Below are 15321 nucleotides of genomic sequence, written 5' to 3' on the forward strand. Positions count from 1 at the left end.
ATTGAGCAATTTGTTTGAGCTCCTTGCAAAGAGCGAGTTGTGAAAGCCTGTTTGCCTTTTTAGGCAACTTGCCCAAATTAAAACTAACCTGTTTTCACCAACTTTTCAGAAATACGCGAAGCTGCTAATTTAGACGCTAAAACGCCTAATATAGAAATGGTTACAAACACTAAAACTAAGTTTTCTACATGCACACTCATTGGATATGGTAACGAAGGCGTTATCATTACCCACTCAAAAGTTTGTTGTGCTAATACTATTATATAGCCTAAAAACAAACCGATTGCTGTTCCAACAATAGTCATTATTGAGCCTTGTAAGAAAAAAATATTCCGAATTGTTTTTACAGTTGCTCCAATATTAAATAACGTATTTAATGTTTTCTTTTTGTCTAAAATCATCATAATTAAAGAGCCAATAACATTAAAAATTAATATAACTGAAACTAAAGTAAGTAATAGATACACAAACAAATACTCGGAGTTTAGCATTTTGTACAACGCATCGTTAAGCTGTAATCTGTTTTTTATTTTAATATCATTTCCTAAAAGGCTAGAAAGCTGTGAAACTACAGAAGCTTCGTCTGCGTTTTTGTTTAATTTAAACTCAATACTCGAAATTTGATTGGGTTGGTAGCCTAATAATTCTTGTGCTGTTTCAATGGAAGTGTAAATGTATTTATTGTTGAGTTCTTCGTTAATATCATAAATACCAATATTTACTGTTTTTACAGAAGAAAAGGCTTGTTTAACCGAAGAGATTTGTCCTGTTCCTGGATTAGGAACATATAAATTAACAAACTTATTATAGTCTAAAACACCAAAAGATAATTGCCTGGATATTTCCCAACCTACAACTATTTGGTTGGTTTTTGGCGCCAACCAACTGCCTTGCACAATAACCGAATCTACTGCATTCACAACAGGGAAATTAGCATCTACTCCTTTAATGTAAGCTGGATGTTTTAAACCATCGAACGAAGCAATAACACGTTCTTCAATAACTTTAGAATACGATGCAATACCTTCTATGTTTGCAATCTCTTGTTCTTGTGTTTCGGTAAGTATAAAGCTTTTTCCAACTGTGGTTTCGGCTTTTAAATCAGGATCTACAATGCTTGTAAACTCTAAAGTAAAATCTTTTAAACCAGCAAAGCCAGAAAGTACTACAAATAAGGATGCAGCACCTAAAATAATGCCAATTATGGCTAAAATTGTAATAAAATTAATAGCATTATTACTGCTTTTAGAGCGCAAATAACGTTTAGCTATGTATAAGGAAATATTCAATCTACGACTGCTTACGGTTTCCTAATAAGTCTGGATTTTTAATAGGGTTTTCTTCGCCTTTTAGAGATTTTTCAATCTGGTCTATATACTCTAAAGAATCATCCACAAAAAACTCTAAATTAGGCATACGACGTAACTGGTTTCTAGTACGTTGCGCTAATTCGTGTCTTATAAAAGGTGTGTTAGAGCGAATCCCAACAATAAGCTCTTTGGCTTTATCATTTGGGAAAATACTTAAGTAAACCTTTGCTACAGAGAGATCTACAGTCACCTTAACTTTAGATACAGAGATGAGTACACCTCGCATTCCGCCTTGCGTTGCAGCAGTTTGTAGTACATCTACTAAATCGCGTTGTAATACAGATCCTATTTTTTTTTGTCTTTGACTTTCTTCCAATATAATGTGTTTTATTAAAAGCCTATTTGTGCTTCTAAACTGCAAAAATAGGCGATATTTAAATATTATCTTACTTTTATGGTCAAAATTCGTGACTTAAAAGCAACAGAGTTAAGTATATAATATAGTATTTTTTTAAAAAAGAAACATATTTTGATGAATAAAATTGAACATATAGGTATTGCTGTAAAAGACATAAAAGAGTCTAACGCATTATTTGCGAAACTATTTGGCGAGCCTCATTATAAGATGGAAGACGTTAAAAGCGAAGGCGTAAACACCTCGTTTTTTAAAGTTGGCGAGAATAAAATAGAATTGCTAGAGGCTACAAAAAAAGACAGTCCAATAGCAAAGTTTATTGAAAAAAAGGGAGAAGGCATCCATCACATTGCTTTTGATGTTGATGATATTAAAGCTGAAATTAAACGCTTAAAAAAGGAAGGTTTTATCGTTTTAAACGAAACACCAAAGAAAGGAGCAGATAATAAATTAGTCGCTTTTTTACACCCAAAATCGTCTAATGGTGTATTAATTGAGCTTTGTCAGGAAATAAAAGAAGAAATAAAGAAATAAAATCTTGTAGCGTTTTAAAAATAATATTAGATTTGCAGACCAATTTTGGTCCCATAGCTCAGTTGGTTAGAGCACCTGACTCATAATCAGGTGGTCCTTGGTTCGAGCCCAAGTGGGACCACTTTTAAAATCAAGCACTTACAATTTTATTGTAGGTGCTTTTTTATTTTACCTGCAACATATCGGCAACATTTAGTAGATTTGAAGTATGAACACATTTCAACCTACAGCAATTGTAAACCTTCAAAACTTTATACACCCAACAAATGTTGAGCGTTTGATAAATAAGTTCATTAAAAAGTATATTAATGAAGAAGAGCAGCCTTTAAATATTGATTACTCTAAAGGGATAATAAGTTATTATAGTGCCATTAATAATGAGGTTTTGGAAACAAAATTTGAAACTGAATTAAAAGAGTTGCTTTGGAAAATTACTAATGATATTAAATCTGAAATTGACCTATCAAATGTTAAGCTGAACAATAAAGAGAAGTTCAAATACTGGAATACTATTCTAAATTCATTTGAATACATTGAAGATGATAATTTTGAAGTTATATCTACTTTTCCCATTTGCTTAAAACCTTCAGAAGAAATTAAAGACTACTTAAAAAAGAAATACCAATTTCCATTAGAATTGGAAAATAATGAAGTTTCGTACTTCACTTTAAAGCCAAAATATTCAAGAAAAGATTTACAAAAAATCTATGATTTCATGGATGATAATTTATTTATAGATGCTGATGAATATAGTTTTGAAGACTTTTATTCTGTTTTGAATTATATTGAAATTAAAGAAACAGTTAGATTTAATACCAGTACAGAAAACATAGTTTGCCTGCTCAATGAAATGTCTAATCTATTTATAGATTTGACTAGAAAAAGAATAGAAGAATCTGAAAGGTTTAAAACCAAATCAGGAGCTATTTTATCTGTAAGCAACTATGAAAGTACTATAAATAGAATAAAAAATAAAAGTAATTCAGACCTCGATAAAATTAGAGCTTTCTTTTCTGAAAACTTCCCAAAATAACCTCACACATTACCTCACACGATTCTCACAGATACTGACTTTCAGTTATAATATCCTCTAATATTGCATCAGAATCAGATGCCTAAATTTTATGCTAGCAAGGTGTCATAAAATTATGAAAGATGGAAAATACAGAGAATGTAGAAAATCTTCAAAGAGCACAAATGATTGCTTATAAGGAGATATTGAGTTTTAAAGAAGCACTAATTTATTTAGATGTAAGTGAATCCTTTTTATACAAATTAACACATAAAAAAGCTATTGAGTTTACTAAACCAAACGGAGGCAAAATCTATTTCAGAAAGTCAGATTTGGATAATTGGATGTTACAAAGTATATCAGAAAGCAAAAGAGTTTTAGAGGAAGATATTTTTAATCATTTAAAAAGAAATGGTAATGGAAAGAAGATTAATTGAAAAGCATATTTACAAAAGGCTTCCAGAAGAACTAATCAGGCTGACAGAGCCTTTTGAAAGTAGAGAAAAGGATATTGTATTGTTGTCAAGTTTAGGAGTCTTAAGTAGCTGTTTGCCTAATGTTAATGGGATTTATGATGGAGATTTTGTTTACCCTCACCTATATCTAATGGTAATTGCACCAGCAGCATCTGGAAAAGGAGTTATGAACTATTCAAGATTGTTAATAGAACCAATTCACGATAAAATTTTTAATGAAAGTAAAAGCCAATTTTTAATTTGTGAAGAAAGTAATAAAAACAAGAAAAGTGAGTCTGATAAATGTCCTGATATAAAAGTGAAAATTTTGCCAGCTAATATAAGTAGCGCAGAAATGCATTCATTTTTAGATTCAAGTAAGCATGGATTACTTATAATGGAATCAGAGGCAGATACCTTGAGTAATATGCTTAAAAACGACTGGAGTAATTTTTCTGATGTTTTAAGAAAGGCGTTTCACCATGAGCCAGTATCTGTTAGTAGAAAAACAGATAAAGTGTTTGTTGATATTAAGGAGCCAAAACTATCTATGGTTATTAGTGGTACACCAGACCAATTGAAACCCTTGATAAAATCCAGAGAAAATGGTTTGTTTTCGAGGTTTATGATTTACAATTTTGATGAAATCACAGATTTTAAAGATGTGTTTGCAGCAAAAACAAAAAACAATAAAGTAGTATTTGACGAAGTAGGTAAAGATATATTCAATTTGTATGGAGAATTAGTAAAACTTAAAAATCCAATTGAGTTCAGTTTCACAGACCAACAAAAGGAGAAATTTTTAAGCATTATTAGACCCATAAGAACAGATATTGTTAATAACCATTCACAATCGTTCATATCAAATTTACACAGACATGGTTTAATTCTCTTTAGAATTGCAATGATATTAACAGTTTTAAGGAATAAATCAAATATCAAAAAAGAAAGTAAGTTGTTTTGCTCAAATAATGACTTTTTAGTTGCTTCACAATTAATGAAAACCTTGTTAAGGCATTGTCAGTTTACCTTCAACTCTATTGAAACAGGAGATTTATCGTTACAAGATGAAAACATCTTGGATGACTTAAAATCAATTTTCACGAGGCAAGAGGCAATTGATGTTGGGGTGAAATTTGGCATACCTACAAGGACTATAGATGATAAGTTAGTCCAGTGGAAAAAGAGAAAATACATTTTTAAGCAAAGTAGAGGTAAGTACAAAAAACGAATGTAAGTATGTAATTACTGCAACTACTGTAATGACTGCCTCTATTCTGAGGCAGTTTATTTCAAAATTTAAAACAAAAAATATGATAAGAGCAACAATCAAATTGATGCTTGATGGGAAACCTATGGCTAATGGCAAGTATGCTGTTTACTTAAGAATACTAAAAGACAGAAAACGTAAGAAAATAAGTTTAGGACTGTACTGTAAAAAGGAACATTTTATAAACGAATCATTTACAAAACACCATCCAAGCTATCAAACAGAAAATGAAATGCTATTAAAGTTAAAAGCTAGAGCATTAGAGATTATAAGGTCATTTAAACTGAACCAACAGGATTTTAATTTGGAAGAATTTGAAGAAGAATTCAGAACAACCAAAAGGGATAAAGAAGTTAATGTCATGGATTTCTTTAATGAAATTATTGACGAAACAACTAGAGCAGGAAACATAGGTACAGCTCAAGCTTATAAGGACACCAGAGATTCAATAATCAAATATAAAGGAAAAGGGGTTAAATTTAGTAGTGTTACACCCATATTCTTGGAGAAATATGAAGTCTTTTTAAGAGAAAGAGGTAGTAAAGGTGGTGGAGTAGCATTTAAAATGAGAATGTTTAGAGCGTTATATAATAAAGCAAGGAAAAGAAAAACCATCCCAAAAGAACCCTATCCTTTTGAAGATTATAAAGTATCTAAACTTAAATCTGAATCTAGAAAAATTGCTTTGTCAGTTGAAGAGTACAAATTAATCAAAAATCTGAATGTTTCAGAACATCCACTTTTATTAGAAGCGCACAATTATTTTATGTTTTCCATTTATTGTAGAGGTATGAACTTTCATGATATGGTTTACTTAAAATGGTCAGATATACAGAATAACCGAATCTATTATGTAAGGTCAAAAACAAAAGGGAAATTAAATTTAGAAATTATCCCACCAGTAAAAGACATTCTAGATTATTATAAGAAACAAAATCGACCAACAGACTATGTGTTCCCAATTCTATTAAGTAATGATTTAACACCACAACAGATAGCAAACAGGAAACATAAGGTGCTTCGAAGATATAATTCAAAACTAAAGGAGATTGCCTCATTAGTAGGTATTAATAAGAAACCTACCTCTTATGTGGCTAGACATAGTTTCGCAACTATTTTGAAGATGGTTGGGACACCCATTGAGAAAATTACGGAAATGATGGGTCATGGTGATGTTTCTATTACTATAGCTTATCTAAAAGAGTTTTCAAATGAAGATTTAGATATAGAAAACAGGAAATTTATAGACCTATAACTTATTACAAAAATTCATTTTACAACAGGCTAATTTCATTTGGGATTAGCCTGTTTTCATATAAATATTAATCTTTAAATAATTTTATTATGCAATTAAGAAAATCAGAAAGACAACAAGCAAAAATTAAAATGGCTCTGCAAGGTTCATCAGGTTCAGGCAAGAGTTTAAGTTCTCTTTTATTGGCTAAAGGACTAACTAATGACCAACTGGATAAAGTGGCTGTAATTGATACAGAAAATGGTTCAGCTGACCTATATGCTCATTTGGGTAACTACAATGTATTACCATTGCAACCACCTTATACACCAGAGAAATTTATAGAAGCTATCACTATTTGTGAAGAAGCAGGTATGGAAGTGATTATATTAGATTCCATATCTCAAGTATGGGATGAGCTTTTAGATTATCATTCTAAACTACCTGGTAATTCTTTTGCTAATTGGAGTAAGGTTACACCAAGACAAAAAGCATTTATAAATAAGATTTTACAATGTGACGCTCATGTTATAGCAACTATGAGGACAAAACAAGATTATGTGCTACAACAAAAAGATGGAAAATATGTTCCTGAAAAAGTTGGACTTAAAGCTGTACAACGAGATGATGTTTCTTATGAATTTACTATAGTATTTGATATAGATATTAAACACTTTGCTATAGCGAGTAAAGACAGAACTAATCTGTTTTCTGGAAAGCCAGAATTTATGATTAACACAGCTACAGGTAAACGAATTTTGGAATGGTGTACTTCTCCTATTAAAGAGGAAGATGTAAAACAGCAAATAGAAGAGTGCTTAACTGTTAGTCAGTTAATGGAACTATATAAAGAGTATCCTAGTTTTCAGTTGCCGTTAAAAGCTTTGTATCAAGCTAAAAAAGACCAGTTAGAACAATTAGTTAAACCAGAAAATTTTAGTCAAAATGGAAATAGTATCAGTAACAGAGCTTAACAAGCAACGTAATGGAGTATTTAATAATCCTGAAGGTATTCCTGAAATTGTGCATCCTTTGCAAATACCTTCAGAAAATAAAGTATATCCACATAACCCATTTATAGAGGCTAACACAAAGGAGGTTAGCCTTTCTACTTTAAAACATGATTGTATTATTCCTGTATTTAGTAAAGATAATGAGAAAACATTAGCACATCAAGAGTTTATAGAGATAGCTCAAGACTGTGTTGGAAAGGTGTTTTCTCATCATACAATAGAAGTTCCAGAGGTTAGAGTTTCTCATCAAATTAAGGGTAGAACTGCTGATGCCATTTACAAGCCTGTAAAAGAGCTTTTAGAACATGAAAAAACTCAGTATTTTGAGAGGATGGCGTTCATCATTAGAATTCCATCTATTACAGAAAACATAAATGGTCATGATGTTTCATTAACTGTTGGAGGTGTAAGAGCTTACAATCAAGAAAACCTATATAACAGAAAAACGTATGAAAAGTTTAAGTTCTTTATTGGTTTTCAAAATATGGTGTGTTGTAATCTATGTATTTCTACAGATGGGTATCAAGATGAAATGCGAGTAGGGAACTATTCTGAATTACAGTCTAAAATTATGGACTTAATTGAGAATTACAATGCACAATCTCATTTACAGGAAATGAAGCAATTATCTCGGCATAATTTAACTGAACAGCAATTTGCTCAGCTTATAGGTAGAGCAAGATTATATAACTTTTTACCAAAACAAGAGAAATCTCTAATTCCAGAATTAATGCTTAATGATGGACAGGTTTCTACAGTAGCTAAAGACTATTATTTAGATGATAGCTTTTGTAGAAACAAGAATGGAGATATTAACCTTTGGAATGTATATAATCTCTTCACAGGAGCTAATAAGAGCTCTTATATAGACTCTTTTCTATCAAGAAATGTCAATGCCTTTGATTTTACTCAAGGTTTGGCAAATGCTATCAATGGTGATTCTAAACATCGTTGGTTTTTGAGTTGAGTAGAACCCAATCTCTATTAATTTAGAGGTTGGGTTATTTTTTTGATGGTTGTTCTTTAATTAATGTTTCTATCCTGAGCAAAAACTCTTTTTCTTTTTTATTAATATCAGACATACTCATCTTTTTATTAATATGAATTCCATCTACTATAAATTTAGTGTTGAGTTCTTGATTGTCAAACAAGTTTTTAGAGTAAGTTGTTGTTGTATTAATTTCTTTAGACAAGGGATAAATTAAACCACCTGCAATCACATTAGGTTGATAATATTGGATGTAAGAGTGGATTTGATAAAAATCACTTCTATCTAAATCCGAGTAACTACTTTGTGTTGTAAGAAGTCTCATTTTTTTAAACTTAGCATCAAAAACGATTATTTTATTTGTTTTTTTATGTTTCATTACTAAATCTGGAAACATTTTACGGCTATAGAACATTTTTTTATAAACCTTCAATTCTTCTTGACCAGTAACATGCCAATCTTTAAAGTAACGACTTAAAAGCTTTTCTAAATAGACCTCAAATAGTTGTGAAATATCAAATAAATAACCATTTGTAGAAAGTTTATTGTCCTCTTTGGATATTAATAAATTTTGTTCCTTAAGTATGATTTCAGCATATCCAATGGTTTTTTTAAAATTAGAAAACATTGGGTTTTGCAATACCACATGATGCTTTGCTTTTTCTATTACAGCAGCTTGAGGAAAGACACCTGAATAGTTTTGTTTCAGTAATTGATAGATACCTAATATTTTTGTGTGTATTTCTTTACCAAACTTCTTTTCAAGAGTTTTACACGCTAAGTAAAGAATATCTATAATTTCTTGAACATATATTTGTTCTCGATAGGTTGAAGTTAACTTTCCTGTAAAAGGAATATCTTGTTTTAAGTAAGCGTTTAAGTCTATTTTACCACGAACTTTATTACTTCTTTCTGTAATTGATTGATAGGTTTTAGGTAGCCCTAAAACTGCTGCTTTTTCTAAAGATTGGATAAAGAGAAAAGCAATGATGTTTTGGAATTCATTAGTTTCTTCTGTTTTATCTGCCTTAGTGGGCTGATTGTCAACATAAATATCATTGACAAAGTTTAACATACGTTTTAAAAAAGTATCTCCATAAGGTGTTCCTATGTTGAACTGTACATCTTTATGGTAGATTGTTCCAGCAAATAAACCAGTTTGAACTATATATTTTTTCTCTTCAATATTACTTTCTTTTGCATATAGTTTTAATACAAGTTGTTCCTCATCTTCTAGTTTATTTCTTTGTTCTTTAAAACCAAAGATTTTGATTTGTTCTAGACTTTCTTTTTTACTTGTAAAATGGAAGGTTGAAGAAAAAAGATGTTCCCTAATGTGCTTCGTTTCTTTTTTGTTTTTTGCTCCAAACCCTTCCATTAATTGGCTTTCAACTATTGGCTTTTCTTCATAAAAATTATGATTTGTTGGTACACTTATTTTCATCTATTATTTACTAATAGGATTTATAAGAACAGATAAAGCTTCTTCTAATTTGTTGTCTAATTGACCTTCAGCAAACATAGACCTTAAGTATTCTTTAAGGGTAGGTTTTAAATGTAAATTAAATAGCACTTTTAAATTTTTAGAAGAAATAGTTTTACTGCTTGCTATATCAGTAATTTTCATAAAAAAAGAATGTCCAAATTCATAGGATTTCCCCATGCCTAGTTCTTCGCTTATAAAGTCATTGAGGTTTTTACAGGATTTAGTATATTTTTCAATATTATAAAAACCTTCCCCATTTCTAAATTTTACTTCATTCTCAATGACATCATAATCGCAATCTTTTCTTATCCATTTAAAACGTCTTCTTAGAGCCAAATCAAAAGCATCAATACTTTTATCAACATCATTCATCATACCTATAAAAAACACGTTTTTAGGTACGCCAAAATAAGCATCACCATCAATAAAATGATAAGCCAAGCCTTTATTTTTTTTATCCTCTTTAATCATATCTTCAATTAAAGGGGAATATTGCGTTTTTATAAGGTTTTGGTCATTTTTGCCATCATGCCTATACTCTTTTTCAATACATAATAATGTTTCACCAAAAACTGATGATAAATTGGCTCTATTTATTTCATCTACAACAAAATAGTAGTCTTTGTCCAAGTTTTCTTTAGCTCTTTTACAAAAACGTTTAAAAACACCATCAACCAATTCAAACTTAATATTTCCATTTTCTGTTACACCTTTAGGTTTAATACCTTCAATAAAATCTTCGTAAGTAAAAGAAGGGTGAAACTGAACAAATTCATACCTACTTCTGTCTCCTTGACATAAGAAGTCTAAACTGTTTTTTACGGCATAGGTTTTACCTGTTCCTGGAGGACCATATAAAATCACATTTGGAGTATTTACATCTGCTAAACCCTGTGTATTTCCATACTTCCATAAAAATCTAGAAAGTAAAACATTTTCAATTGGATTATCTTGTATGTTAAGTATATCATTTAATACTTTTCTAATTTCGTAGTTTTTACCCAAATTACCTGATGTCTCAGAGTTTAACAATTCATTGTGTAAAGTATCTATAATAGGGTCCGAATAGATATAAATAAAATCATATAGGTTATCTAAAACAGCTAATTTTCTTAAAATTTGTTTTGCTCTGTAATTGCTGTTTTCTACCTCATGTACCTTGACTGTAATGTCTTTGGTGGTTGTGATTTCTTTTATTAATCCTTTGATTTCATTAGCATAAAACTCTTCTGCATTTTCTTTTGATGTTTCCAAGTTGTCATTACCAATGGCATAAGTATTATTTTCATTTAGCTTGACTCCAAAATTGTTAGCTGTTCCTGGCTTAGAAGAGCCAAAAACTGTTTTTGTTGTACGTTCTAAAAAGTTACATAAATAGCCTCCAGGCAAGGTTGCTTCTATATTATTTATTCTATTAGTATAATCTTCTAGCTCTAAGGTATTTGATTCAATTTTATCACGGTATAGCTTCCACTCATCAAGCAGTTTCTTTACTTCAAATTCTATGTGGTTTTTATCAGCATCTGAAACTTCACTTTTATATTTATTCCAAAGTGTTTTAATCTCTTCTTGTCTAGTTTCAGAAACTTTGATGTTTTCCATAATATTTGTTTTTACAATAGTACTATACCAATTAAGAATGAAATTGTATGTTTTTGTTTTTGTGTCTGTTAAAGGGGAAAACGTGTTTGAAAAACCTATCTTGTTTTCACCAATTGCATGATAAGGAAAGCTATCAGAGTCTTTAAAGTAACTTAAAACTTTAACCTTATAATCTACTCCAAATGAAGTTCCTGTAATTTCTGTATTGTTGGAAATTTTATAGAGTATTTCAACTAAAGCTTCTGCTGCATTACCCTTGTGCACTAAAACAATATCACCTTTTTCTAAACCATTAAATGTTTCTCCAGAATATTCAAGATTAGATGTAATTCTATTGTCTGCTAATACTTCATCAACTCTATTGATATTTCTAGTATCATCCTTTATTTGTAGTTTAAAAAAGCTTGCTTTATTCATTATAGTTTTCAAGTATTACTTAATCTACATAAAGCCTTTTAGCATGTAGTAATAGATTATATTTTCTCATTAGTTTCACATCAAAATATTCTTCACTGTTAGGGTTGACCACAGAACCTAAATATGCTTTATATATCTCGTTAAAATCTGATTTTATTATTGGAAACTCAACAAGAATTTGATTGATAAATTCTACTTTGTTTTTGGCAAAAACTAAAGCCAAATAACTTTCAACAGTTTCATGATATTTTGTGCAGAATTCATCATCATTTAGAAAGTTGAAATGGTATTTTCTAGCATTTAGATAGTCATCATTCCAAGCATAAACACTTGCGAAAATATGACTGATAGCTTTTTTTGTGGCAAACTCAATATCTGGATTATCTACAATTTCAGTAATACCATTTGTGATTGACAAAGCTTTATCCTTTTGTTTTCCTTCTTGAAGCATTTTAAATACAACCTCAATAGGGTCATGAATATATGAATCATCTGTATCTGTCATAGTATTTTAAATCATTTGTGTGTTCTGCTTTCATTATTCCTATTGCTCCAAAACATATCAAACATCATATCCACATATTTCTGTTTAAAATCTGCATTATCTGCAAAGGTTTTATAGATTTCTGTATCGACTACCAAATCTCCTTTTGAAGAGAAGATTAGCTCTTTCATAACATCTGTAACTATTTTATTCATATAGTCTTTAGCGTTAGATTTATCAGAATTGTTGAATACAGCCATTTGTGCTTCATTCTCTCTAATTCTTCTTGGAATTTCAATACTTAACCTTTGATTTACTTTGTCATTATCTGTCCATTCAATATCGCCAAATCGTTTATTGAATTCATTTATGATGCTTTCCAAGGTGTCAAACATTTTTTCTGTTCCAAAACCACCTTCACTCACAGGAATAGGCTCAATAGAAGCTGGCTCTGCAACTAAATCTATTTTTCCTTGTTGGTGTCTAGAAACTCTGTAACTATCCATATTAATAGCCTCAATGATGTCTTCATCATCTGGTTCCTCATCAATTTTTAGCAAGGGTGTTAAATACTTTAAATACAGCCATAACATTTCCCATTCTGGGTTTTGAACATCAACAATTTTAGCTAAATAACTGTAGGTTCTAACAAAGGACTTTGCTTGAGATTTAAAGCTGATTTTTTCATCTTTGGTTAATTCACTGTCAAAATAATATGCACCTCTTTTAATCAGTGGTTCTGTTTTGTTTCTATCTACATTATTATAGTATAATGTAAAATGTTCTTCAACAAGTTCAGGAGAATAGACTTGAAATTTTGCTAAATCGTCTTGTAAGTCATTCAGCTTATTTATGTCTGTTTCTTCACTTAAAATGGTAGTTGTGTAGTAGTCTTGAAAAGCTACTTTTATATCATCCAGCTTATTAAAAAAGTCTAGTACAAAAGTGTCTTTTTTATAGGGTTTATGTGCTCTATTTAATCTTGATAATGTTTGTACTGCTGCAACACTAGACAATTGTTTATCTACATACATGGTATGTAATAGAGGTTGGTCAAAACCAGTTTGGTATTTATTAGCAACAATTAAAAAACGGTACTTGTCTTTTCTAAACTTACAAGGAATGTCATTGTCTCCATCAGCAAAATTATTCATACTTGCTTCTGTCATTTCTACACCAGTACTGTAATGTTTATTCTTACCTGAAAAAGCTACAATAGTTTTATAAGGGGATTTTATTTCCTTTAGGTAATCATCTACTGCATCTTTGTATTTCATTGCAGAAGCAATACTTTTACATACTATCATTGCTTTTGCCTTTCCATTAATTAAATGATGTACATCTTGATGGAAATGATTAACCATTATTATGGCTTTTTCTTTAATAGCAAACTTGTGTCCTTCTACATAAGACCTTAATTTTTTATTGGCATCTTTTATTTCAAACTCCTTATGTTCTTTGGCTTGCGATATAAGCTTATAGAAAGAATTGTAAGTGGTATAGTTTGCCAACACATCTAGAATAAACTCTTCCTCAATAGCCTGTTTCATAGAGTAGGTATGGAAAGGCTTAAATTTGGTTTTTTCTAAACCATCATCACCAAAATCTTTATAAGGCACGCCAAAAGTCTCTAAAGTTTTATTTTTTGGGGTAGCAGTAAATGCAAAGTAACTAGCGTTTTTCAGCATTTTTCTACTTTCAATAATATGGTTTACAATGTCATCAGTATCTATGGTGCCATCTTCATTTTTTGGTAAATCATCAAAGCCTTTTCCTGCTAAAGCTGCATTCATTTTAGCAGCAGTATCGCCACTTTGGCTACTGTGGGCTTCATCTATTATAATTCCAAAATTGGATTCCTGTAAATCATCCATTTCCTTGAGTAAAAACGGAAATGTTTGTACAGTACAAATAATAATTTTTTTCTTGTTGGCTAATGCTTCTTTTAATTGTGAGGTTTTAGAACCACCTTTTCCTGTAATAGCTTCTACAGTAGATTTTACTTGAGCAAACCGTTTAATGTTTTCTCTAATTTGCCTATCTAAAACAGTTCTGTCTGTAACTACAATAACAGAATCAAACAAGTGGTTCGTATTGGTTTTATCATACAAACCAACTAATTGATGCGCTAACCACGTTATAGAGTTGGACTTTCCTGAACCAGCAGAATGCTGAATTAAATACCGTTTACCAATACCTTGATGTTTTACATCATACAATAAATCTCTAACGACTTTTAGTTGGTGGTATCTTGGGAAAATAAGTTTAGGACTTCTCTTTTTCTTTGTCCCTAATTTTCTGTTACAAGGGTCATCATCATCTTTTACTATTTGTGCAAACTGTCCTATTATGTTTGTAAAACTTCTTTTCTCTAAAATCTCTTTCCATAAGTAGGATGTTTTTATACCTTCATTAACTTCAGGATTTCCAGCACCAAAAGGTGCTACATAATCACCATCATTTAACCCTTTATTAAATGGTAAGAAAAATGTTTTATCGTAGGCTAATGCTGTAGCCATATATACCAAATCTGTATCTGCTGCAAAATGCACCATACATCTACCAAAGTTGAAAATAAGGTCTTTTGGGTCTCTGGTATTTCTGTATTGTTTTATGGCGTTTTTTACAGCTTGGTGTGTAAAGGCATTTTTAAGCTCCATTGTTACAACTGGAATCCCATTTAAAAAAACCACTAAATCTATTTCGTTTCTGTTAGCCTCTGTGTACATTAACTCTTGGGTTACTGTAAACAGGTTTTTTTCAAATAAATCTTGTGCTTTTTTATTATAAACAGATGGTGGTTGTGGGTAAAATAAATCTATGGTTTTATCATAGTGTTTAACACCTTTTCTTAAGGTATCTACAATACCATCTTGCCTTATTTTTTTATCTAACCGCAATAAAAACTTTCTTTCACCTTTATCTTGAATGAAATCGAATTTTTTAGGTTGTGTGGTTTTTATAAAATGCCATAGCTCTTGGAGGTTAAAACAAAACTCTTTATTAAAGTCTTTTGAAAACGTTTCTGTATATCCTTGCTCACATAGTTCTTTAACTATGAGTTCTTGAAATCCTCTTTCGCTATAGTCTGTGGTCTGCAT

13 protein-coding genes and 1 tRNA gene are annotated in these 15321 nt (G+C 30.6%); 8 read left to right on the forward strand and 6 right to left on the reverse strand.

Annotated elements, in window-relative coordinates; all coding sequences use genetic code 11:
* Positions 1-83: 83 nt before the first annotated feature.
* Entirely contained in the window at positions 84-1289 is a 1206-nt protein-coding gene (locus ACVC5O_RS02940) for an ABC transporter permease (protein WP_452219968.1), read from the reverse strand.
* A gap of 1 nt (position 1290) precedes the next feature.
* Complete coding sequence (rbfA, locus tag ACVC5O_RS02945; protein ID WP_452219969.1) at positions 1291-1686, reverse strand: 30S ribosome-binding factor RbfA; 396 nt, start codon at positions 1684-1686, stop codon at positions 1291-1293.
* 156 nt (positions 1687-1842) lie between these two features.
* On the opposite strand from rbfA, the gene mce reads away from it, so the two are divergent.
* The 8 genes from mce (at position 1843) to ACVC5O_RS02985 (ending at position 8210) form a co-directional block, all read left to right on the forward strand.
* Positions 1843-2259 carry a methylmalonyl-CoA epimerase gene (mce, locus tag ACVC5O_RS02950; protein ID WP_452219970.1) on the forward strand — a complete coding sequence of 139 codons (417 nt, stop codon included), beginning with the start codon at positions 1843-1845 and terminating at the stop codon, positions 2257-2259.
* Between the two features lie 47 nt (positions 2260-2306).
* Positions 2307-2380: transfer RNA gene (locus tag ACVC5O_RS02955), tRNA-Ile, on the forward strand.
* 87 nt (positions 2381-2467) lie between these two features.
* Positions 2468-3292 (forward strand): hypothetical protein, encoded by an 825-nt coding sequence (locus tag ACVC5O_RS02960; protein WP_452219971.1) that lies wholly within the window; start codon positions 2468-2470, stop codon positions 3290-3292.
* Between the two features lie 122 nt (positions 3293-3414).
* Positions 3415-3708 carry a helix-turn-helix domain-containing protein gene (locus ACVC5O_RS02965; RefSeq protein ID WP_452219972.1) on the forward strand — a complete coding sequence of 98 codons (294 nt, stop codon included), beginning with the start codon at positions 3415-3417 and terminating at the stop codon, positions 3706-3708.
* Complete coding sequence (locus ACVC5O_RS02970; RefSeq protein WP_452219973.1) at positions 3689-4963, forward strand: DUF3987 domain-containing protein; 1275 nt, start codon at positions 3689-3691, stop codon at positions 4961-4963. Before ACVC5O_RS02965 ends, ACVC5O_RS02970 begins: the two co-directional genes overlap by 20 nt.
* Before the next feature lie 100 nt (positions 4964-5063).
* The gene (locus tag ACVC5O_RS02975) at positions 5064-6251 is read left to right on the forward strand and encodes a phage integrase SAM-like domain-containing protein (protein WP_452219974.1); all 1188 of its coding nucleotides are present in this window, start codon (positions 5064-5066) and stop codon (positions 6249-6251) included.
* 89 nt (positions 6252-6340) lie between these two features.
* Positions 6341-7204, forward strand: coding sequence for an AAA family ATPase (locus ACVC5O_RS02980; protein WP_452219975.1), 864 nt, complete (start codon positions 6341-6343; stop codon positions 7202-7204).
* Entirely contained in the window at positions 7176-8210 is a 1035-nt protein-coding gene (locus tag ACVC5O_RS02985) for a DUF3871 family protein (RefSeq protein ID WP_452219976.1), read from the forward strand. The genes ACVC5O_RS02980 and ACVC5O_RS02985 overlap by 29 nt, the downstream gene beginning before the upstream one ends.
* Positions 8211-8244: 34 nt before the next feature.
* Here ACVC5O_RS02985 and ACVC5O_RS02990 read toward each other — a convergent pair whose 3' ends face one another.
* From ACVC5O_RS02990 to ACVC5O_RS03005, 4 genes are all read right to left on the reverse strand, one after another.
* Positions 8245-9609, reverse strand: coding sequence for an McrC family protein (locus ACVC5O_RS02990; RefSeq protein WP_452219977.1), 1365 nt, complete (start codon positions 9607-9609; stop codon positions 8245-8247).
* 69 nt (positions 9610-9678) lie between these two features.
* A complete protein-coding gene (locus ACVC5O_RS02995) occupies positions 9679-11736 on the reverse strand; it encodes an McrB family protein (protein ID WP_452219978.1) in 2058 nt (685 codons plus the stop codon).
* Between the two features lie 19 nt (positions 11737-11755).
* The gene (locus tag ACVC5O_RS03000; RefSeq protein ID WP_452219979.1) at positions 11756-12241 is read right to left on the reverse strand and encodes a hypothetical protein; all 486 of its coding nucleotides are present in this window, start codon (positions 12239-12241) and stop codon (positions 11756-11758) included.
* An 11-nt stretch (positions 12242-12252) separates the two neighbouring features.
* Entirely contained in the window at positions 12253-15321 is a 3069-nt protein-coding gene (locus tag ACVC5O_RS03005) for a type I restriction endonuclease subunit R (protein WP_452219980.1), read from the reverse strand.

Source organism: Lacinutrix salivirga, from assembly GCF_053604675.1.